Origin of the sequence: Roseovarius sp. ZX-A-9 (assembly GCF_028369135.1) — a bacterium.
GTDB lineage: Bacteria > Pseudomonadota > Alphaproteobacteria > Rhodobacterales > Rhodobacteraceae > Roseovarius.
The window spans coordinates 1-18,504 of the sequence record NZ_JAPWHW010000020.1; the positions used below are offsets into that span (position 1 = coordinate 1).

The 18,504-nt window shown below is 60.1% G+C and carries 19 protein-coding genes and 1 pseudogene; 2 read left to right on the forward strand and 18 right to left on the reverse strand.

From position 1 onward, the window contains the following. From O3306_RS17560 to O3306_RS17590, 7 genes and pseudogenes are all read right to left on the reverse strand, one after another. Positions 1–593, reverse strand: a pseudogene (locus O3306_RS17560) (ABC transporter permease); the annotation flags it as partial. Between the two features lie 12 nt (positions 594–605). Beyond that, complete coding sequence (locus O3306_RS17565; RefSeq protein WP_272009711.1) at positions 606–1,562, reverse strand: ABC transporter permease; 957 nt, start codon at positions 1,560–1,562, stop codon at positions 606–608. Between the two features lie 204 nt (positions 1,563–1,766). Then, complete coding sequence (locus O3306_RS17570) at positions 1,767–3,377, reverse strand: ABC transporter substrate-binding protein (RefSeq protein WP_272009713.1); 1,611 nt, start codon at positions 3,375–3,377, stop codon at positions 1,767–1,769. Positions 3,378–3,625: 248 nt separating this feature from the next. Continuing rightward, positions 3,626–5,236 (reverse strand): ABC transporter substrate-binding protein, encoded by a 1,611-nt coding sequence (locus tag O3306_RS17575; RefSeq protein ID WP_272009715.1) that lies wholly within the window; start codon positions 5,234–5,236, stop codon positions 3,626–3,628. A gap of 302 nt (positions 5,237–5,538) precedes the next feature. Continuing rightward, the gene (locus O3306_RS17580; RefSeq protein ID WP_272009717.1) at positions 5,539–6,858 is read right to left on the reverse strand and encodes a replication-associated recombination protein A; all 1,320 of its coding nucleotides are present in this window, start codon (positions 6,856–6,858) and stop codon (positions 5,539–5,541) included. Then, entirely contained in the window at positions 6,858–8,237 is a 1,380-nt protein-coding gene (locus O3306_RS17585; protein ID WP_272009719.1) for a trypsin-like peptidase domain-containing protein, read from the reverse strand. The genes O3306_RS17580 and O3306_RS17585 overlap by 1 nt, the downstream gene beginning before the upstream one ends. Before the next feature lie 76 nt (positions 8,238–8,313). Then, on the reverse strand, positions 8,314–9,369 hold the full coding sequence (locus O3306_RS17590; RefSeq protein ID WP_272009721.1) for a TauD/TfdA family dioxygenase: 1,056 nt from the start codon (positions 9,367–9,369) through the stop codon (positions 8,314–8,316). Between the two features lie 148 nt (positions 9,370–9,517). On the opposite strand from O3306_RS17590, the gene O3306_RS17595 reads away from it, so the two are divergent. Both O3306_RS17595 and O3306_RS17600 read left to right on the forward strand, forming a co-directional pair. After that, a complete protein-coding gene (locus O3306_RS17595) occupies positions 9,518–9,754 on the forward strand; it encodes a hypothetical protein (RefSeq protein ID WP_272009723.1) in 237 nt (78 codons plus the stop codon). A gap of 1 nt (position 9,755) precedes the next feature. Continuing rightward, complete coding sequence (locus tag O3306_RS17600; protein ID WP_272009725.1) at positions 9,756–10,211, forward strand: host attachment family protein; 456 nt, start codon at positions 9,756–9,758, stop codon at positions 10,209–10,211. A gap of 79 nt (positions 10,212–10,290) precedes the next feature. On the opposite strand, the gene rplQ is transcribed toward O3306_RS17600, so the two are convergent. The 11 genes from rplQ to rpsE form a co-directional block, all read right to left on the reverse strand. After that, entirely contained in the window at positions 10,291–10,716 is a 426-nt protein-coding gene (gene rplQ, locus O3306_RS17605) for a 50S ribosomal protein L17 (protein WP_272009727.1), read from the reverse strand. Positions 10,717–10,848: 132 nt separating this feature from the next. Then, a complete protein-coding gene (locus tag O3306_RS17610; RefSeq protein WP_272009730.1) occupies positions 10,849–11,865 on the reverse strand; it encodes a DNA-directed RNA polymerase subunit alpha in 1,017 nt (338 codons plus the stop codon). 224 nt (positions 11,866–12,089) lie between these two features. After that, a complete protein-coding gene (gene rpsK, locus O3306_RS17615) occupies positions 12,090–12,479 on the reverse strand; it encodes a 30S ribosomal protein S11 (protein WP_272009732.1) in 390 nt (129 codons plus the stop codon). 15 nt (positions 12,480–12,494) lie between these two features. Continuing rightward, positions 12,495–12,863 carry a 30S ribosomal protein S13 gene (gene rpsM / locus O3306_RS17620; protein ID WP_272009733.1) on the reverse strand — a complete coding sequence of 123 codons (369 nt, stop codon included), beginning with the start codon at positions 12,861–12,863 and terminating at the stop codon, positions 12,495–12,497. A gap of 412 nt (positions 12,864–13,275) precedes the next feature. Beyond that, positions 13,276–13,683, reverse strand: a complete 408-nt coding sequence (locus tag O3306_RS17625) for a hypothetical protein (RefSeq protein ID WP_272009735.1) — start codon at positions 13,681–13,683, stop codon at positions 13,276–13,278. Between the two features lie 259 nt (positions 13,684–13,942). Continuing rightward, the gene (locus O3306_RS17630) at positions 13,943–14,587 is read right to left on the reverse strand and encodes an adenylate kinase (RefSeq protein WP_272009737.1); all 645 of its coding nucleotides are present in this window, start codon (positions 14,585–14,587) and stop codon (positions 13,943–13,945) included. Beyond that, positions 14,584–15,954, reverse strand: coding sequence for a preprotein translocase subunit SecY (secY, locus tag O3306_RS17635; protein WP_272009739.1), 1,371 nt, complete (start codon positions 15,952–15,954; stop codon positions 14,584–14,586). Before secY ends, O3306_RS17630 begins: the two co-directional genes overlap by 4 nt. Before the next feature lie 111 nt (positions 15,955–16,065). Next, positions 16,066–16,539, reverse strand: a complete 474-nt coding sequence (gene rplO / locus O3306_RS17640) for a 50S ribosomal protein L15 (RefSeq protein ID WP_272009741.1) — start codon at positions 16,537–16,539, stop codon at positions 16,066–16,068. 144 nt (positions 16,540–16,683) lie between these two features. Further along, positions 16,684–17,067 (reverse strand): ectoine synthase, encoded by a 384-nt coding sequence (locus O3306_RS17645; protein ID WP_272009743.1) that lies wholly within the window; start codon positions 17,065–17,067, stop codon positions 16,684–16,686. Between the two features lie 538 nt (positions 17,068–17,605). Beyond that, complete coding sequence (gene rpmD, locus O3306_RS17650) at positions 17,606–17,794, reverse strand: 50S ribosomal protein L30 (protein WP_272009745.1); 189 nt, start codon at positions 17,792–17,794, stop codon at positions 17,606–17,608. Between the two features lie 3 nt (positions 17,795–17,797). Next, the gene (rpsE, locus tag O3306_RS17655) at positions 17,798–18,385 is read right to left on the reverse strand and encodes a 30S ribosomal protein S5 (RefSeq protein WP_272009747.1); all 588 of its coding nucleotides are present in this window, start codon (positions 18,383–18,385) and stop codon (positions 17,798–17,800) included. Between the last annotated feature and the right edge of the window lie 119 nt (positions 18,386–18,504).

Below are 18,504 nucleotides of genomic sequence, written 5' to 3' on the forward strand. Positions count from 1 at the left end.
ATCGACATGATCACATCGGCAAAGCGCCCCATGAACTGATCGAACCAGCCGCCCTTGGTTGCCGCCAGAAGGCCGGCACCCGCGCCCATCACGAAGGCCATGATGGTGGCCGTCAGCGCCAGACCGACCGAGTTGCGCGTGCCGTAAACGAGCCGGCTGAACATGTCGCGGCCGAGCTGATCGGCTCCCAGCAGCATGTTCTCATCCGCTGGCGCAAAGGCCGAGCTGATCACTTCCGCCTCGCCAAAAGGCGCGATAATGGGGGCAAATATCCCTGCGATCGCGTAGGTGAAGATGACGAACATCCCGAAGGCCGCGGTGAGCGGCGCAGTGCGCAGCTCCTTGGCGGTTTCGGTGCCTGCCATCAGGATCAGGAACTCTCGGAAAGCGTAGCTGACCATTGCCGCCAGCGCCAGCAGGCCCGCGCAGATCGCGATTGCCTTCAGCGCGCCTACCCCGCCGATGATGCCCACGATGAAGGACACCAGGGTCAGCGAGAACACCAGCAGGAAGACAGACCGTTTATTGAAATACGCTGCCAGGCAAGACGCCGCCAGCAGCATGGAATAGTAGCCGATTACAAAAATGCTCATGTATCTGCCCCCTTACTTCGGATGCCGCAAACGCGGGTTTGTCAGGATTGCGCCAACATCGGCTGCCAGATTGAGCAGGATGAAGGTCGCGGCGAAGATCAGACAGCAGGCCTGAACAACGGGGAAGTCGCGTTTTGACACCGCGTCAACCAGAGCCTGGCCAACACCGGGATAGACGAACACCACCTCAACGAGGACCACGCCGGTGATCAGGTAGGCGAGGTTCAGTGCAACCACGTTGATGATCGGCGCCCAGGCGTTGGGCAGCGCGTGTTTGACGATCACCTTCCACGGCGGAGTGCCTTTCAGGCGCGCCATCTCGATATAGGGAGAGGCCAGCAGGTTGATGATCGCGGCTCGTGTCATCCTCATCATATGCGCCACAACCACCAGAACCAACGTGAGCGCAGGCAGGAACGTCCTTTCGAGCAGTTGCCCGAAACTCATGCCCTCGCTGAGGCTCGCGATCGCCGGGAACATGCCCCATTTGACCGAGAAGTAAAGGATCAGGATGTAGCCCAGGAAAAACTCGGGGCTGGAGATCGAGGTCAGCGTCAGCACGTTGGCAACCCGGTCAAAGATCGAATTGCGCAGAAGCGCTACGATCACACCCAGAACAATCGCGAAAGGTACCGCGATCACCGCGGCATAGGCCGCAAGGAAGAGCGTGTTCATGAACCGCTCGCCGATCACGCTTATCACCGGTTCCTGTGTTACGATCGAACTGCCGAAATCAAACATCACGGCGCCAGACAGCCACTCCAGATAGCGCACGATAGCGGGTTTGTTCAGCCCCATCTGTTCGCGCATCGCGGCCAGGTTTTCTTCGGTCGCCCCTTGGCCCAGAACCGCCTCGGCGATATCGCCGGGCAGTAGTTCGACCATGAAGAAAATGATGACTGAGATGATCAGTAGAATCACCAGTCCCAGACCGAGCCGTTTTGAAACGAGCCTCAGTATGTCTCCCATTTGTCCCTCCTGCTGTTGGTGCCAGCGCATCCGGGGCGACCCCGAATTCAGGCGCTCAGCCTAACAGATTTTTTTATGCCGTGCTTTGATACCGGGAAGATCCCCGGCGCTTGCAGGGCCTTGCTCGTGGTCCTGAAAAGGCGAGGACCGCCCCCAGAACAGTGGAAACCCGGCTCGCTTTCGCATGCCGGGTTATTTCTTGATTCAGCTTTCGAACCACCAACGACTTGCGGCGCGGTAACCATCCATATGCCACGACGCGGCATATTCACCCGTGGTGCCCACGTTCTTACGTGTCCCGTAAACAAAGTTCGGGAAGAACGGGATAATCGTTCCGCCGTCGTCTTTGGCCAGTATCGCCATGTCGCGGTACATTTCGGCCCGCAGAGTATCGTCCAGCTCAGCCTTGGCTTGCAGCAGCAGCTTGTTGAACTCTTCGTTCTGCCAATGGGATTCGTTCCAGGCTGCATCATCCTTGTAGGCCAAGGAATACATGACGTCAGGCGTCGGGCGAGCGCCCCAAACAACCATACACCAAGGCTTCTTCAGCCAGACATCCGAGTAATACCCGTCATTGGGCTCTCGAACGACCTTGATGTCGATACCTGCCGCTTTGGCCTGCTCGGAGTAAAGAATACCAAGATCGACAGCACCAGCTGTAATCGAGTCCGCCGTGCTGAAGCTGACGGACAGGTTTTCCGCACCAGCCTTTTTCAGCAACGCCTTGGCCTGATCGGGATCATATTCCGTCTGCGGGATATCATCCGGCCAATATGGCATCGCGGGCGAATGGTGGAAATCATTGCCAACTGTCGCTGCCCCGAAGGAGATCTTTTCGACCAGTTCGTTGCGGTCCATCGACAGTTTCAGCGCCTTGCGCACGTCGACATTGTCGAACGGTGCCTGATCACAGAACATCGGCATCGTAATCGCCTGTGCCGAGGGGATGTTGATCACGTTGACCTCGGGATGACGCATCAGCAGCGACATCGTCTTGTTTTCCAGCAGGCTGGTGGCATCCACGTCGCCGGTCACAAGTGCCGTCTGGCGCGCGTTGGGGTCGTTGATGAAGGTCACTTCGATCGCGTCAAAATAAGCCCCCTCACCGTGCCAGCCGTCAAACCGGCTCAATTGAGCGCCGACGCCCGGCTCCCAATTGTCCAGAACATATGGGCCACAACCATCGCCACTTTGCCAGTTGGCAGTGCCGTCGGCATTACGAGGCAGAATGACCAAGTGGTAATCGGTCATCAGCCACGGCAGATCAGCGTTGCCTGCGTCCAGCTTGAAGGTGACGGTGTTTTCGTCATCGGCCACGATATCAACAACGCTGCCCAGCAGTGCCTTGGCTGCAGATGTCGTTGCATCGCCGCGGTGGAAATTCATCGACGCCACAACGTCTTCGGCTGTCACCTTGCCACCAGAATGGAAGGTCGCCTTGGGGTTCAGCTTGAATGTCCACTCAGAGGCATCGGGGGTCGCGGACCATTCTGTCGCCACATCAGCGCCCAGCGTGCCGTCGGTGTTGATCTGGGTAAGGAACGCACGGAACGTGTGCGCCAAAAGGATTTCCGCGTTCGATTCATAGAGGCCCGGATCGTGACTGTCACCGGTGTTACCGTCGTGCTGCGCGATGCGGAAAGTGCCGCCACGCTTTGGTTCGGCATGGGCCTTGGTGGTCCACAGGCCGGTGGCCGCTGTCGAGGACATGCCTGCCGCCATGGCGTAATGCATGAACGAGCGACGCGAAATGCGACCCGTCCGGGCGGCGTCTGCGAGCCGGTCAATCATCAACTGATCTTTTGAGTTTTTCATGTTTTCTCCCTGATTATTTATATTCTGCGCCATCTTTCGCGTGTAGCGCACGGTTTAGTGTCTGCTTCATCGGCATCCTGGAGTGGATCAAAACCGACTATCTGGAAGCAAAACACGAATTAGGAAATGCATCCAGCCTTTTGTAAGCCGAAGCGAAAGTTTCCATCCCGGAACTCGGGCGCATCCAGCTAGGGTGTGGATGCGCCCGCTTCGACGTGCTCCGCGAACGCCGTGTTGGCCCTGCCGCGTTAGCTGGCGAACCACCAACGGCTGGGCGCGCGCGCCCCGTCCAGCTCCCAGCTGGCCGCCAGGTTATCGCCGCGCATGACCTTGCTGCTGCGCGCGTAGACGAAGTTGTTGAAGAACGGGATCAGCGTGCCGCCATCATCTCGTGCCAGAATCGCCATGTCGCGATACATCTCGGCGCGCAACCCGTCATCCAGTTCGGCCTTGGCCTGAAGCAGAAGATTGTTGAACTCTTCGTTCTGCCAGCGGCTCTCGTTCCAGGCCGCGTCGGATTTGTAGGCAAGGCTGTACATAACGTCCGGCGTCGGACGTGCGCCCCAGCTGACGGCCGTAAAGGACTTCTTCAGCCAGACATCCGAATAGTAGCCATCGTTCGGCTCACGCACGACCTTGACGTCGATACCGGCCTTCTTGGCATGTTCAGAGTAGAGCACGCACATATCGACCGCACCGGAGAACACGGAATCCGCGGTGTGAATGCTGACTGACAGGTTCTCGGCCCCTGCTTTCTTCAGCAGTGACTTGGCCTTGTCCGGGTCATATTCGCGCTGCTCGATGTCAGCAGGCCAGTAGGGCATGGCGGGCGAATGGTGAAAATCGTTACCCTTCGTGGCCTCACCAAACGCGATCTTGCTGATGACCTCGTCGCGATCCATCGACAGTTTGAGCGCGTTGCGCACATTCACGTCGTTGAAGGGCGCGGTGTCGCAGAACATCGGCATGGTGATGGCAGCCGCCGAAGGCACACTTTCAAGCACGATGTTCTTGTTGCGCTCCAGCAGCGCCTTGGTCTTGAGATCGACCAGCGAGATGGCATCGACATCGCCCGTGACCAGTGCGGTTTGCCGTGCGTTCGGATCGTTCAGCACGATCATGAATATCTTGTCGAAATAGGCGCCTTCCAGATGCCAGCCGTCATGGCGGCTGAGATCCCATTGCGTCCCCCAATCACCTCCGTCGATCCTGTAGGGACCAGAACCGTCGCCTGATTTCCATTCAATCCCGCCATTTCCATCCGACGGGCAGATCGCAAAGTGATAGTCGGTCATCAGCCACGGGATATCGGCGATACCCTGTGCCAGCGAGATCACCACAGTATGATCGCCATCGGTCTGGATATCCGTGACTGACGTCAGAAGAGCCTTCGCCGCCGAGGTAGAGCTATCGCCACGGTGGTGGTTGAGCGAATCCTTCACATCTTGGGCCGTCACCGGCTTGCCGCTGTGGAACGACGCATTCGGGTTGATCTCGAACGTCCAGACCGACGCGTCGGCATTCGCCTCCCAGCTGGTCGCAAGGTCAGAGCCGAGCGAGCCGTCGGGATTGATCATCGTCAGATAGCTTCGGTACTGGTGCGCCAGATAGATCTGCTGGCGGCTGACATAGGTGCCCGGATCATGGGTGTCCGAGCTGTTGCCGTCATGAATGCCGAAGCGGAACGTGCCGCCCTTCTTCGGTGCTGCATTGGCCGCTGTGGTCCACAGCCCGGTGGCTGCGGATGCGGTCACGCCTGCCGCAGCCGAGTAGTGCATGAACGATCGCCGGGAAATGCCACCCGTCCGGGCGGCTTCGGCCAATCGGTCCATCATTTTCTGATTGCTGATTTTGGTCATCTTGTTTCCTTCGAAATCCAGAGTTTCCATCTGTCGCAAGGGAACCTTACTTCCGAAACGCCCCTCAGGAGCGCATCCGCGATACTCTCATGGGCTTCGCCGCGATTGCGGTCAGACACAGGTATGAAAACATGAATGCCCCCGACCTTCCAGCCCTTCGCGCTTATTTTTCCACTTATTTGTTTTCTTTCAAATGGTTGACATGGCTAATCAACCCACACCGTTGCATAATTCAAGGAATTGCCCGGGCTGCCCGGACTGCATTTCGGACGAAATTGCGGATTGCTGTGCGCGGAGGGGACTCAGTTGCGGCGCAGGCGAAGCTTCGCAAAATAATCGCTCCGCTTTTTTAATTCACGCTCGAACCCCCGCTCGACCGGCTGATAGAGAACCGGGCGTTTCATCCCGTCGGGAAAGTAATTCTGCCCCGAAAACCCGTCTTCGGCATCGTGGTCATAGGCATAGCCCGCACCATAGCCTTCGTCCTTCATCAGCTTTGTCGGGGCATTCAGGATATGCTTCGGTGGCGGCTCGGAGCCGGTTTTCTTGGCTTCGCGCATGGCCGCCTTGAACCCCGCATAGCCAGCGTTCGATTTCGGTGCAAGCGCGAGGTAGATCACCGCCTGCCCCAGCGCCAGTTCTCCCTCGGGGCTGCCCAGCCGCTCATAGGTTTCCCATGCATCAAGGCAGACGCGATGCGCCTGAGTGTCGGCCAGACCGATATCCTCGACCGCCATGCGGGTGATCCGCCGCGCCAGATAGCGGGGATCTTCGCCCCCGGTCAGCATGCGCGCCAGCCAGTAAAGCGCCGCGTCGGGATCCGAGCCGCGCACCGATTTGTGCAGGGCTGAAATCAGGTTGTAATGCTCGTCGCCGGATTTGTCATACTTAGCCGCCCGTCGCATCAGCCGCGTGCCCAGGGCCTGCGGGTCCAGCTTGCCCTCCACCTTCCACGCGGCCACCTGCTCGATCAGGTTCAGCAGCGCGCGCCCGTCGCCGTCGGCCATCTCCAGCAACGTCTCGCGCGCCGCGCCGTCCAGCGGTAGGGCACGCCCCAGTTCCTTTTCCGCGCGCTGCGCCAGCCGTTCCAGATCCCCCAGACCCAGCCGCGTCAGCACCAGAACCTGCGAGCGCGACAGGAGCGCAGCATTCAACTCGAAGCTGGGGTTTTCCGTGGTGGCGCCCACCAGCAGAATCGTCCCGTCCTCCATATGCGGCAGGAACCCATCCTGCTGCGCCTTGTTGAAACGGTGAATCTCGTCGACGAACAGCAGCGTGCTCTGCCCGTTCGCGCGCCGATGGCGGGCCGCCTCGAACACCTTTTTCAACTCTGGCACCCCGGAAAAGATCGCGCTTATCTGGATGAAATGCAGATCGGTCTCATCCGCCAGAAGCCGCGCGATCGTGGTCTTGCCCACGCCCGGAGGCCCCCAGAAAATGAGCGAACTGAGGCTGCCGGAGGCCAGCATCACGCCCAATGGCGCATCAGGGCCCAGGACCTGGGCCTGCCCGATCACCTCTCTGATGGATTTCGGGCGCAACCGGTCGGCCAGCGGTCGCGGCGCGTCCCGGCCCCCGGTTGCAGACGGCTCGGCGCCGGTATCGAACAGATCCGCCGCCATCAGAGCCGGAACCGCAGCAGCATCCGCCGCGTGCCGCGCTGCACCTCCAGCGCAAGCTGGCGGCGCGCGCCCTCAAGGGCTGCATTCGCGCTCGCAGTATCGGGGATGGGTGTGCCGTTGACCTTCAGCAGCAGATCACCCTGTCGCAGACCCGCGCGCAGCCCCACGGGGCCGGGTCGTTCGATCAGCACGCCCGCCGCCGAAAGAGGCAGATCGTATTCGGCCAGAACGCCTGGATTGATGTTGCTCAACCGCATGCCCGGCACCGCCGCTCTGGAGCTGGTTTCCAACGGCGCGCGCGCCGGGCTTTCGGGCGCAGCGGTCAGCGTCATCTCGAACGTCTGCGGCTTGCCGCCGATGCGCGCCGCCACCTGCACGCTGCTGTCCAGCCCGGCAACGGACATGCGATAGATCATCTCGGCGGGCGTGTTCACCTCTTCGCCCCCAACTGCCAGGATCACATCACCGGCGGTAAAGCCGTAAGCGCGAAACGGGCTGGCAGGATGGATTTCCGAGATGATGATGCCACCCGGTCGCGGTAATCCCAGCCCCTCGGCCATGTCGGCAGTCACCGGCTGTCCGGTCAGCCCGGCCCATGGCCGCTCGAACCGGGTCTTGCCCGCCTCGGCCTGTGCCACGAACTGTTTGACCAGCGCCGAGGGGATCGCGAACCCGATCCCGTTCGACCCACCCGAGCGGCTGAGGATCGCAGTGTTGATCCCGATCAGCCGCCCCTGCGCATCGACCAGCGCACCACCCGAATTGCCCGGGTTGATCGGCGCGTCTGTCTGGATGAAATAGCCGCGCACATTGCCCGTGGCCAACCCAGACCGCGCCAGCCCCGACACGATCCCGCTGCTGACGGTCTGGCCCACGCCGAACGGGTTGCCGATGGCCAGCACCAGTTCTCCGACCTCAACCGTCTCGCTGTCTCGCAGCGGCAGTGCGGGCAGGTCCGATGCCCCCTCGAGCTGCAGGATCGCCAGATCGCTTTCCTCGTCCCCCATCAGCACGCGGGCCGAAAATTCGCGCCGGTCGTTCAACACCACGCGGATATCGGTCGCCTGGCCCACCACATGATGGTTCGACACTACGATGCCGTCGGACCCGAGGATGACCCCGGAGCCAAGCGAATTTTCCACCCGTGGGCTGCGCCTGCCGAAATCCCCGAAAAGCTGGCCAAAGAACGGATCATTCGCAAACGGGCTCTGCGCGCGCTCGACCACCCGGCTGGCGTAGATGTTCACCACCGCAGGGGTTGCCGCCTTGACGACGGGCACAAAGCTGAGCTGAACCTCTGCCTGGCTGGCCGGTACGCGGGTCTCTGCCCCGGCGGGCAAGGCAAGTGCGAACATCAAGATGGCGAATATCCGAAACATCGTATTCCTCTGGGTTTCCGGCGATCTGCCCCTCGGATATGCGCCCGGGCGCTGATGATTGCAACCGCCGCACGGCTCAGTCCAGCGGTGCGTGCAACCGGGTTTCGCGAGTAACGATGCCGCCGCGATTGCCAATCTCGATAGAGCCATAGCGCTGGCGAAAACACTCGGGCAGCGGCCGGTCACCGGGGATCGCCAGCCACAGCCGCAGCAGATGTCGCCGCTGCGCCTTGTCGGGCCAGTCGACAAACCCGGTGCGGTCATGCAGCAGCGCGTGGTTGTAGACGAACTGCATGTCACCGGGGGCCAATCGCATGACGATATGCAACGCGGGATCATTGGTGAGCGCATCGAACATGTCCAGCGCCGCGACGTGATCCGATGTCAGCCGCAACGCGCCGTCGAACCGTTGGGCGCTGTCGATATACTGGCGCTGGTAGAATACCGTCAGCCGCCCGGCGTGCCAGTTGAAGGGCGGTATTTCCATATAGGGCTTCATCCCTTCGGGCACCTCGCCGCGCCGGTCCGTCGCGATCGGGTCAAACAGGCACGCCAGCAGATCGGGGCGCAGGGCGCGCATCCGGTTGTAAATCGCCTCGGCGCTGACGAGCAACGACTCTCCGCCCGACTGCGCGTCCTGCAGGCACAGCAGGCCCACCACATCGGCGCTGTCGGTGTGAAAGCTCTGACGCGCATTGGTCTGGTAGATCCGTGTTGCCGTATCCTGCGGGTCCGCCCCCAGATCGCGCACATGCCCCAGAATATGCCCTGCCGCGTTCTGAGATCTTGCACTGCCCAGATGCGCGCCGATGCCGCAAAAGATCGTCGCCGCGACTTCCTGCGAATAGCGCCGCACCGGTAGGCCGGTCAGCACCTCGACCCCAATGCCCTGCACCAGCTTCTTGCGCAGCGCGACCAGATGGGTGGAAAAGCGCGGCAGCGGGAAATCTGCTGCCGTGACCCCCCCTATATCGCGGCCAAGCGACAGGTAATGCGCTGCCGCCGCTTCCAGTTCGGCGATGGTGCCCGCGTCCGACTCGGTGCGCCAATCATCCAGCGCGCCATTTAGATCAGCGGCCTCCCATGCGGCGGGACCATCAAACCGGTTCGGAAATCCGACTGGCAGGGGCATGCGGTCTCCTTTGCGGCGCCTCGGCTTTTCCATGTGCGGTTCGATACATCCACGCTTGCGAAACACAAACGCAGCCGCCGTGCGGAACCCAAGCGCTCTGATTATCGTTGAACAATCAAGGAAAGTTCAAACGAAAGGAAGGTGCGATATGGTACACCGCCACAGATCAAAGGATGGCACGCGCGAAACCGAGGCGTTTATGAAAGGCCCCGACACCCCGTCGCAGCAAGGGCGCGGCGATGGCAACCTGGAGCGTGATGTCGGCACGCGCGACGCGTTGAAACGCGCCCGTGACGACCGCGCGGGGGCGACGCGCGTGCGCAAATCGGACGAAAGGGGCCAAGGCAATTTGGGCGGCCATCACGGTACCGGCGGGGAAGGCTGACATGGTGAAGCTGAAGAAAGATACGCTGATAGTCGTCACCGACAGCGAAAAAGCGCTGTTTCTACGCAATTTGACCGACCACGCCAATCCCTATCTCGAGGTTCGTGACCAGGAGGTTCAGTACAATCCGTCGGACATGGAACAGTCCGCAAACCGCCCCGGCAGAATGCCCGACACGGGCTCGGGCCAGCGCTCGGCGCTGGACGATACGGACTGGCACGAACTGGCCAAGGATCGTTTCGCCCGGGATCTGGCAGACAAACTCTATACCGAGGCGCACAAGGGAGCTTTCGACGAACTGGTTCTCGTTGCATCGCCACAGGTCCTTGGGGTGTTGCGCGAGGCTTTGCACATCGAGGTGCTGAACCGGCTGGTCATGGACATCCCCAAGACCTTGACCAATCATCCGGTTCACGAAATCGAGGAAATCGTGAAAAAGGAAATGGACGCAGGCTAGGTTCCGGTATGCCCCGCAAAGAAAAGCCGCCGCCGGAGCGATCCGGCGGCGGCTTTGATTCAATTATTAGATCTGAGGTTTACGCTTCGTCAGCAGTAGCCGCTTCGGCAGCAACGCGCGCGCGGTCCGCAGCGCCCTTGGCATCCACGTCGCGGTCAACGAATTCGATGATCGCCATCGGCGCCATGTCACCATAGCGGAAACCTGCCTTGAGCACGCGGACGTAACCGCCGTTGCGGTCCTTGTAGCGCGGGCCGAGAATTTCAAAGAGTTTTGCCACATACTGATCTTGCTTCAGCTGGCTTGCGGCCTGACGACGTGCGTGCAGGTCGCCGCGCTTGCCCAGCGTGATCAGCTTTTCGATGATCCGGCGCAATTCCTTGGCCTTGGGCAGCGTGGTCTTGATTTGCTCATGTTCGATGAGCGAGCCTGCCATGTTCGCCCACAGCGCCTTGCGGTGCTCATGGGTACGGTTCAGGCGGCGGTATCCTCGTGCGTGACGCATTTTCTGGTCTCCTTAGCGTTTATACTTTGTCTGGCGGCATGATGCGTGTCAGGCCGCTCTCCTTGGGGCAAATGCCCACTTATTCCCCGCATAACGCGGGCATATGGGGGCGGCGAACCGCCCCCGAAACCTTTAGAACTGATCTTCGAACTTCTTGGCCAGATCTTCGATATTGTCGGGCGGCCAGTCCTCGACGTCCATGCCGAGGTGCAGACCCATGCCGGAAAGCACTTCCTTGATCTCGTTCAGAGACTTGCGGCCAAAGTTCGGCGTGCGCAGCATTTCTGCTTCGGTCTTCTGGATGAGATCGCCGATATAAACGATGTTGTCGTTCTTCAGGCAGTTGGCGGACCGGACACTGAGTTCCAGTTCGTCGACCTTTTTGAGCAGGAGCGGGTTGAACTCCAGCCCGTCGTCCTCGTCCTGACGGCTTGCGCTTTCGGGCTCTTCGAAGTTGACGAAGATGCTCAGTTGGTCCTGCAGGATGCGCGCAGCATAGGCAACCGCATCATCCGGCGTGATCGAGCCGTCGGTTTCGATCTTCATCGTCAGCTTGTCATAATCCAGCACCTGGCCCTCGCGGGTCGGCTGCACATCATAGCTGACCCGACGAATGGGGCTATAGATCGCATCCATGGGGATCATGCCGATCGGCGCATCCTCTGGCTTGTTCTTGTCCGCGGCTACGTAGCCCTTGCCGGTGTTGACGGTCAGTTCCATGAACAGATCGGCGCCATCGTCGAGGTGGCAGATCACGTGATCACGGTTGAGAATCTCGATCCCGGCGCTGTCGGAAATGTCGCCCGCTGTGACGACACCGGGGCCCTTGGCGGAAACCGACAGGCGCTTGGGCCCTTCGACTTCCATCCGCAGGGCAACGCCCTTGAGGTTCAGCACGATGTCGGTGACGTCCTCGCGGACTCCTGCCACGGACGAGAATTCGTGCAGCACGTTGTCGATCTGGATAGATGTGATCGCCGCACCCTGCAGTGAAGAAAGCAGCACGCGGCGCAGTGCGTTGCCCAGTGTAAGACCAAACCCGCGTTCCAGCGGTTCGGCAACGACGGTGGCCTGACGCTGCGGGTCATTGCCCGGCTTGACGTCCAGCTGTGTCGGCTTGATCAATTCAGCCCAATTCTTGTGGATCATGTGTCCCTCCATTCCTGCCCTGTCCTCATGTCCGAAGGCCAAGGCGCCCGAGGTTTCAAAAGCGTCTCACGTAGAACCTGAAAAACAGCTCTTCGTGAACCGCATGCAACGCTGATATTTCTTGCAGCGTTTCCTACCATCTTCGTCTCAGCCATGTGCCGAAACACATGAATGACGGAATGGGGACGTGCAAAATGCGCGCCCCCAACCGATAAGTTTGCGGATCAGACCCGGCGGCGTTTCGGCGGGCGGCAGCCGTTGTGGGCAATCGGCGTCACATCGCGGATCGAAGTGATGTTGAAGCCAACTGCTGCCAGAGCGCGCAATGCACTTTCGCGGCCAGAGCCAGGGCCCTGCACTTCGACTTCGAGCGTGCGCATGCCGTGTTCCTGCGCCTTCTTGCCCGCGTCTTCTGCGGCCATCTGAGCGGCGTAAGGGGTCGACTTGCGCGAGCCCTTGAAGCCGCAGGTGCCGGCCGAAGACCATGCAATTGCGTTGCCCTGAACGTCGGAGATCAGGATCTTGGTGTTGTTGAACGAAGAGTTCACATGCGCAACGCCGGTGGCGATGTTCTTGGAAACCTTCTTCTTCGTGCGGCGGGTATCGCGTGCCATATCTGCTGCCCTCCCTTATTTCTTCTTGCCGGCAATGGCCCGTGCGGGGCCTTTGCGGGTACGGGCATTGGTATGGGTCCGCTGACCACGTACCGGAAGATTGCGGCGATGGCGCAGACCGCGATAGCAGCCGAGGTCCATCAGACGCTTGATGTTCATCTGCGTCTCGCGACGCAGGTCGCCTTCAACGGTCAGGTTCGCATCGATATGCTCGCGAACGGCCAGCAATTCAGCATCGCTGAGTTCGTTGACACGGCGCGTCTGGTCAATATTGACGGCGTCGCAGATGGACTTGGCGGTTGAGTGGCCAATTCCGGTGATATAGGTCAGGGCGATCGGGACGCGTTTGTGCGTCGGGATGTTAACGCCGGCGATACGTGCCAAGTGTCATTTCCTTTTCGTTGCGGGTCCGTAATGCCAGACCCTTTTTTCACAACATAAGCCCGAGGCGCTCACGCTCCGGGCCGCAGCTGAATTCAGGTGGTCGATTCTGCTATCGGGCGAACCCGAGAGGGAATCATTCTCTCTCAAGATGGTGCTGGTTAGGAGGAATTCAGCGGAGCGTCAACCCCTTCGTCGCGGCAGCCCCGCCGACAGACGTGATACTCTGTCCTCTTGCCGCCCTGGCCCCGAAAAACCCCTGAATTATTGGGCACCCCGGGAAAGGAGCGAATCAAGAAGCCCTTGGGCAAGAGAAGGCTCGATTCCGCGCCATTTACTGACCGGATATGCCTCGCACTCCAAGTGCCACCCGTGCGACGCGGCGATCAATCCCCTGTCGCGTCGACCTCTGGTTTCACCGCTCGCTCGCCCCGGTCGGCCTGTCGTATCCCTTTGAGCACGGGCCATAGGTCTTGCGCGGCAGTCGAGTGTCCGCCGAGGTCAGCGTTACGGCGTCACCGGGGGCGCGTTTGAATATGACGTCAACGCTCCAATTGCTGGCGCCGTCCATACATTCGGCCTTGCGCAATTGTTTTGCCGGCCGGCGCTTGGACAGGTCAATCGCGGGTTCCCAGTTGCAGTGGATATAGTGATCCCCAACCGAAAGCGCGTCGAGGAAGGTGACGTCCTCCAGTTCCTGGATCGCGTAGTCCGCCTTGCACAGATCAGGACGCGATGTGAATGAGCCCTCCTCCGCCATGGCGGCCTGTGCGGCCATCAACCCTGCAAGTGCGGTGAATGCTATAGGTTTTGCGGTGAACATCTTTACCCTCCGCTATCAACAGACCAAAAAACAGACCTTAATGTAATCGACGCAATTTGGCGGGATCAACCCGCCATACCCTGGAACTGCCATGTGATATGGTGGGGTCCGGTCGGGGATCCGGATCGAAGCCAGGCGATCGACGAACAAGCACCGCGTGCCTGAGGCCTGTCAGCAATCGCGGGCTTTCCGCTTCGCAGACCCGCCCTCCTCACCAGAGGATGTGAACCCTCTGGCGCAAGTGCTGTCCTGCCGCCGATCAGGCGTCCAGAACGGCCGCGATCTCGTCGTGAACTTCGGCGATTTCGCCAAGGCCATTGACCCAAGCCAGCTTTTTCTTGGCATGGTAGTAGCCAATAAGCATCGAGGTTTTCTTGTAGTATTCCATCAGACGGGTCTTGAGGCTTTCCTCGTTGTCGTCAGCGCGGCGCTTGAATTCCGTACCGCCGCATTTGGAGCACTTGCCATCCGCCGGAATAGGCTTGGTGATGTCGTTATAGACTTCACCGCAATCGCCACAGGTCGAGCGGGCTGTGATACGGGCCACCAGGGCCTCGTCATTCACTTCCATCGCCACAACCTTGTCCAGCGTTTCGCCGCACTCTTCCAGAAGCTCCTCAAGCGCATCAGCTTGCGCCAAGGTGCGCGGGAAGCCGTCAAAGATGAAACCGCCAGCCTTGTCGCCCTGCAATTTCTCGCGGATCAGGCCGATCACGATTTCGTCTGTCACCAGAGCACCACGCGCCATGACATCCGCCACAACCTTACCCATCTCGGTGCCGCTGTCCTTGGCCTCACGCAGCATGTCACCGGTGCTGAGCTGGATCATGCCCCGCTCTGATACCAGAAGATGTGCTTGAGTGCCTTTGCCGGCGCCCGGCGGCCCGAGAAGAATAATGTTCATCGGCGTGCTGCCCCTTTTCTACGCGCGCGGCGTTTACCCTTGCCGCTCAACTGTGACTTTTCGATCAGACCTTCATACTGGTGCGCCAGAAGATGGCTCTGCACCTGTTGGATCGTATCCATCGTGACAGACACGACGATCAAAACCGATGTGCCGCCAAAGTAGAACGGAATTGTGAATTGGGAACGCAGAATCTCAGGAAGGAGACAAACTGCCGCAAGGTAGGCCGACCCCAGAACAAGGATACGAGTGACCACGTAGTCGAGATACTCAGCGGTTTTCTTGCCGGGGCGGATCCCCGGAACAAAACCGTTCTGGTTCTTGAGATTGTCAGCGACCTCGTCCGTCTTGAACGCAACGTTGTAGGTGTAGAAATAGGTGAAGAACACGACCATGATCGCGAAGAACAGCAGATAGAGCGGCTGACCCGGCCCGAAATAGGCCAGAATCGTCGACATGATCGGGCTGGTGGATGTGCCCTGCTGAGAGAATGTGCTGACCGTCACCGGCAACAACAGCAGCGAACTGGCAAAGATCGCCGGGATAACGCCAGCGGGGTTCACCTTGACCGGCAGGTGGCTTGATCCGCCATCATAGACCTTCATGCCGACCTGACGGCGCGGGTACTGGATGTGGATCTTGCGCAGAGACCGCTCCATGAAGACCACGAAGGCAATCACAGCCACGACCATGACCAGCACACCGATGATCACCGCAGGGCTGATAGCTCCGGAACGACCCGACGCAAAGAACTGCGCCAGAGCGGCAGGAACTTCGGCGATGATGCCGACAAAGATGATCAGGCTGATACCGTTGCCGATGCCGCGTTGAGTGATCTGCTCGCCCAGCCACATCAGGAACATGGTGCCGCCTACAAGGGTGATCATGCAGGACGCCAGGAAGAATCCGCCGGGATTGGTTACCAGATCGCCCGATTGCAGGCTGACCGCCAGCCCGTAGGATTGCAGAGTTGCCAGAAACACCGTGCCATAGCGCGTGTATTGGTTGATCTTCTTGCGGCCCTGCTCGCCTTCTTTCTTGAGCTGTTCCAGCGCGGGCACCATCGACGTCATCAACTGCACGATGATCGAGGCCGAAATATAGGGCATGATCCCGAGGGCAAACACCCCCATACGCCCCAGCGCGCCACCGGTGAACATCGACAACATGCCGCCGATGCTGGATCCGGCGCTTTCCATGAATGCGCGCAGTTCTGCCCCGTCGATACCGGGGACCGGGATGAACGTGCCCAACCGGTAGACGACCAACAGGCCCAGCGTGAATAAGATACGCTTGCGAAGGTCGGTCGCCTTGCCAAGTGCGGCCCAACTGGTGTTGGCGGCCATTTGTTCTGCTGCGGATACCATGCGGCTCTCTTTTTTATGACAACGCCGCCGGGCCGCTGTTTTTCAGCGAGCCGGCGGCGTGTTTGAAAAACTAGAAGTTATGTAAGCGGCACATGCGCCGCTCACAACCTCTTATTCAGCCGCTTGCGCAGCTTTGATCGTCAGACTGCCGCCGGCCTTCTCGACCGCTTCGACTGCAGACTTCGATGCGCCGGTCACTTCCAGCGTCACCTTGGCGCTGATATCGCCCTTGGCGAGAACGCGCACACCGTCCAGCGTGCGGCGCACAAGGCCGGAGGCCAAAAGCGCTTCTTCGGTGATCGCAGCGCTTGCATCAAGCTTCTTCTCGTCGATGAACTTCTGGATCAGGCCCAGGTTTACCACGGCAAATTTCTTGCGGTTCGGCTTGGTAAAGCCACGCTTGGGCAGACGTTGGTAGAGCGGCATCTGGCCACCCTCGTAGCCTGCGATGGCCACACCCGAGCGGGATTTCTGACCTTTGATACCCCGGCCACCGGTCTTACCCATGCCAGAGCCAGCACCACGCCCAACGCGCTTGCGTTTCTTAGTGGCGCCTTCGTTGTCGTGCAGTTCGTGCAGTTTCATGTCGCTTCTCCTTTGCCGGATGCGGCCCCCAGCGACGGGAGCGGCCGAACGCGGCTTGATTTGATTGGTTCGCGGCGCTCATGGCACCACCCCGGGCGTATAGCCCCGGCCCGATGCAGTATCAAGGCCGTTTTTACGCCTGCCCTACCCCGGCAGATTGTAGCTGCCATCGCTGTCATGAGTCTCGGTCCCGGTCAGCGCAGGCGTGAACACGCATAGCAGCCGCAGATCGGTCTCGGCTCGGATGATATGGGCATCGTGGCGATCGAGCACATACATTGTACCGGGCCGCAGCGGCCATATGCGGCCTGTCGCCACCTCCTCGACCTCACCCACGCCTTCGATGCAGTAATTCGCCTCGATGTGATTCTTGTACTCGAGCCGCTGGGTGCTGCCTGCCTTGACGAGCGTATCGTGAAACGAATAGCCCAAGCCATCACGCGCCAGCAAGATACGGCGGCTCTCGAACGCATCGCCGGTCACGTGATCGGAGGTGTTCAGGATGTCATCAAGAGTTTTTACCAGCATAGGTGCAGCCTTTCGTTGATTTTCCAGCCAGTCTAGGGCGCTTCGCGTGCGACCCGAAGCGCAAATTTGTTGACGGCCGCGACAGTGGACGAGTTGGCGGCAGCCCTGCGCGAGACACAGGGTTGTGCGTTGATCGGGAGTCGTAACCTTCCCGCTAGCAGCACTAAACTGGCCTGAAGCAAGTCTGCGCGATTTCGTGCAGCACAAGTAAATTTCTGTTAACCTTCGTTAATGTCTTGGGTGAACAACCCGTTCACAGAAGGAGTGTGGTGATGGTCAAATACTTCCTAGGGGCCCTGTTTTTCGTGGCTTCATTCACAACGCCACTTTCGGCGAGCATGGTGTCGTCGGGCGCTCAAACAGCTAAACAAATGAAAGTCATTTCCCATAGCGGTGGCTGCCGCAAGAGCTCGCCACCGGGGAAATGCTGCCACGCCGGTTCGAAACCGTTGCATTGCCACTGAACAAAAAACGCCCCGGCCATTTCTGACCGGGGCGTTTGGTTTCTGGGCAGGCCGGGCTTCAGCCCGGAGCAAACTCAGCCTTTTTCTTCGACGATCTCGACCAGGTGCGGGATCTTGGCGACCATGCCGCGGATCGAGGGAGTGTCCTCAAGCTCGCGCGTGCGGTGCATCTTGTTGAGGCCCAGACCGACCAGCGTGGCACGCTGGCTGGCGGGGCGACGGATGGGCGAACCCACCTGTTTGACAACGATTGTCTTGGCCATGTCTTAACCCTCCTGAACCGCAGGGGCTTGCTCGCCACTGACTTTGGGCGCTTCGCCGGTCGCGAGGATGTCGGCCACTTTCTTGCCGCGACGTTGCGCGACCATACGGGGGCTCGATTCCTTGCGCAGACCATCGATGGTGGCGCGGATCATGTTATAGGGGTTCTGGCTGCCGTTCGACTTGGCGACGACGTCCTGAATACCCAGCATCTCGAACACGGCGCGCATCGGACCACCGGCGATGATGCCGGTACCCTGCGGGGCGGACCGCATGATCACCTTGCCGGCACCGTGACGGCCTTCCATGTCGTGATGCAGCGTGCGGCCTTCGCGCAGCGGCACACGGATCATCTGGCGCTTGGCCTGTTCGGTGGCCTTGCGGATGGCCTCGGGGACCTCCTTGGCCTTACCCTTGCCAAAGCCTACACGGCCCTTCTGGTCGCCAACGACGACGAGGGCTGCAAAGCCGAAGCGCTTACCGCCCTTGACGGTCTTGCTGACGCGGTTGATCGCAACCAGGCGATCGGCGAATTCTGGGGTCTCGTCGCGCTGATTGCGGCGGCCTCCCCCACGGTTGTCATCTCTTGCCATCTGGCTTCCTTTGTCGTGCGGCCCTGAGGCCAATCATTCAATCCAAGTGAACGCAGATACGCCCCCGGATCATCGAGACGAGTCGCCTCGCCTTCACGCATAGGTGGGTCGAGGCCCCA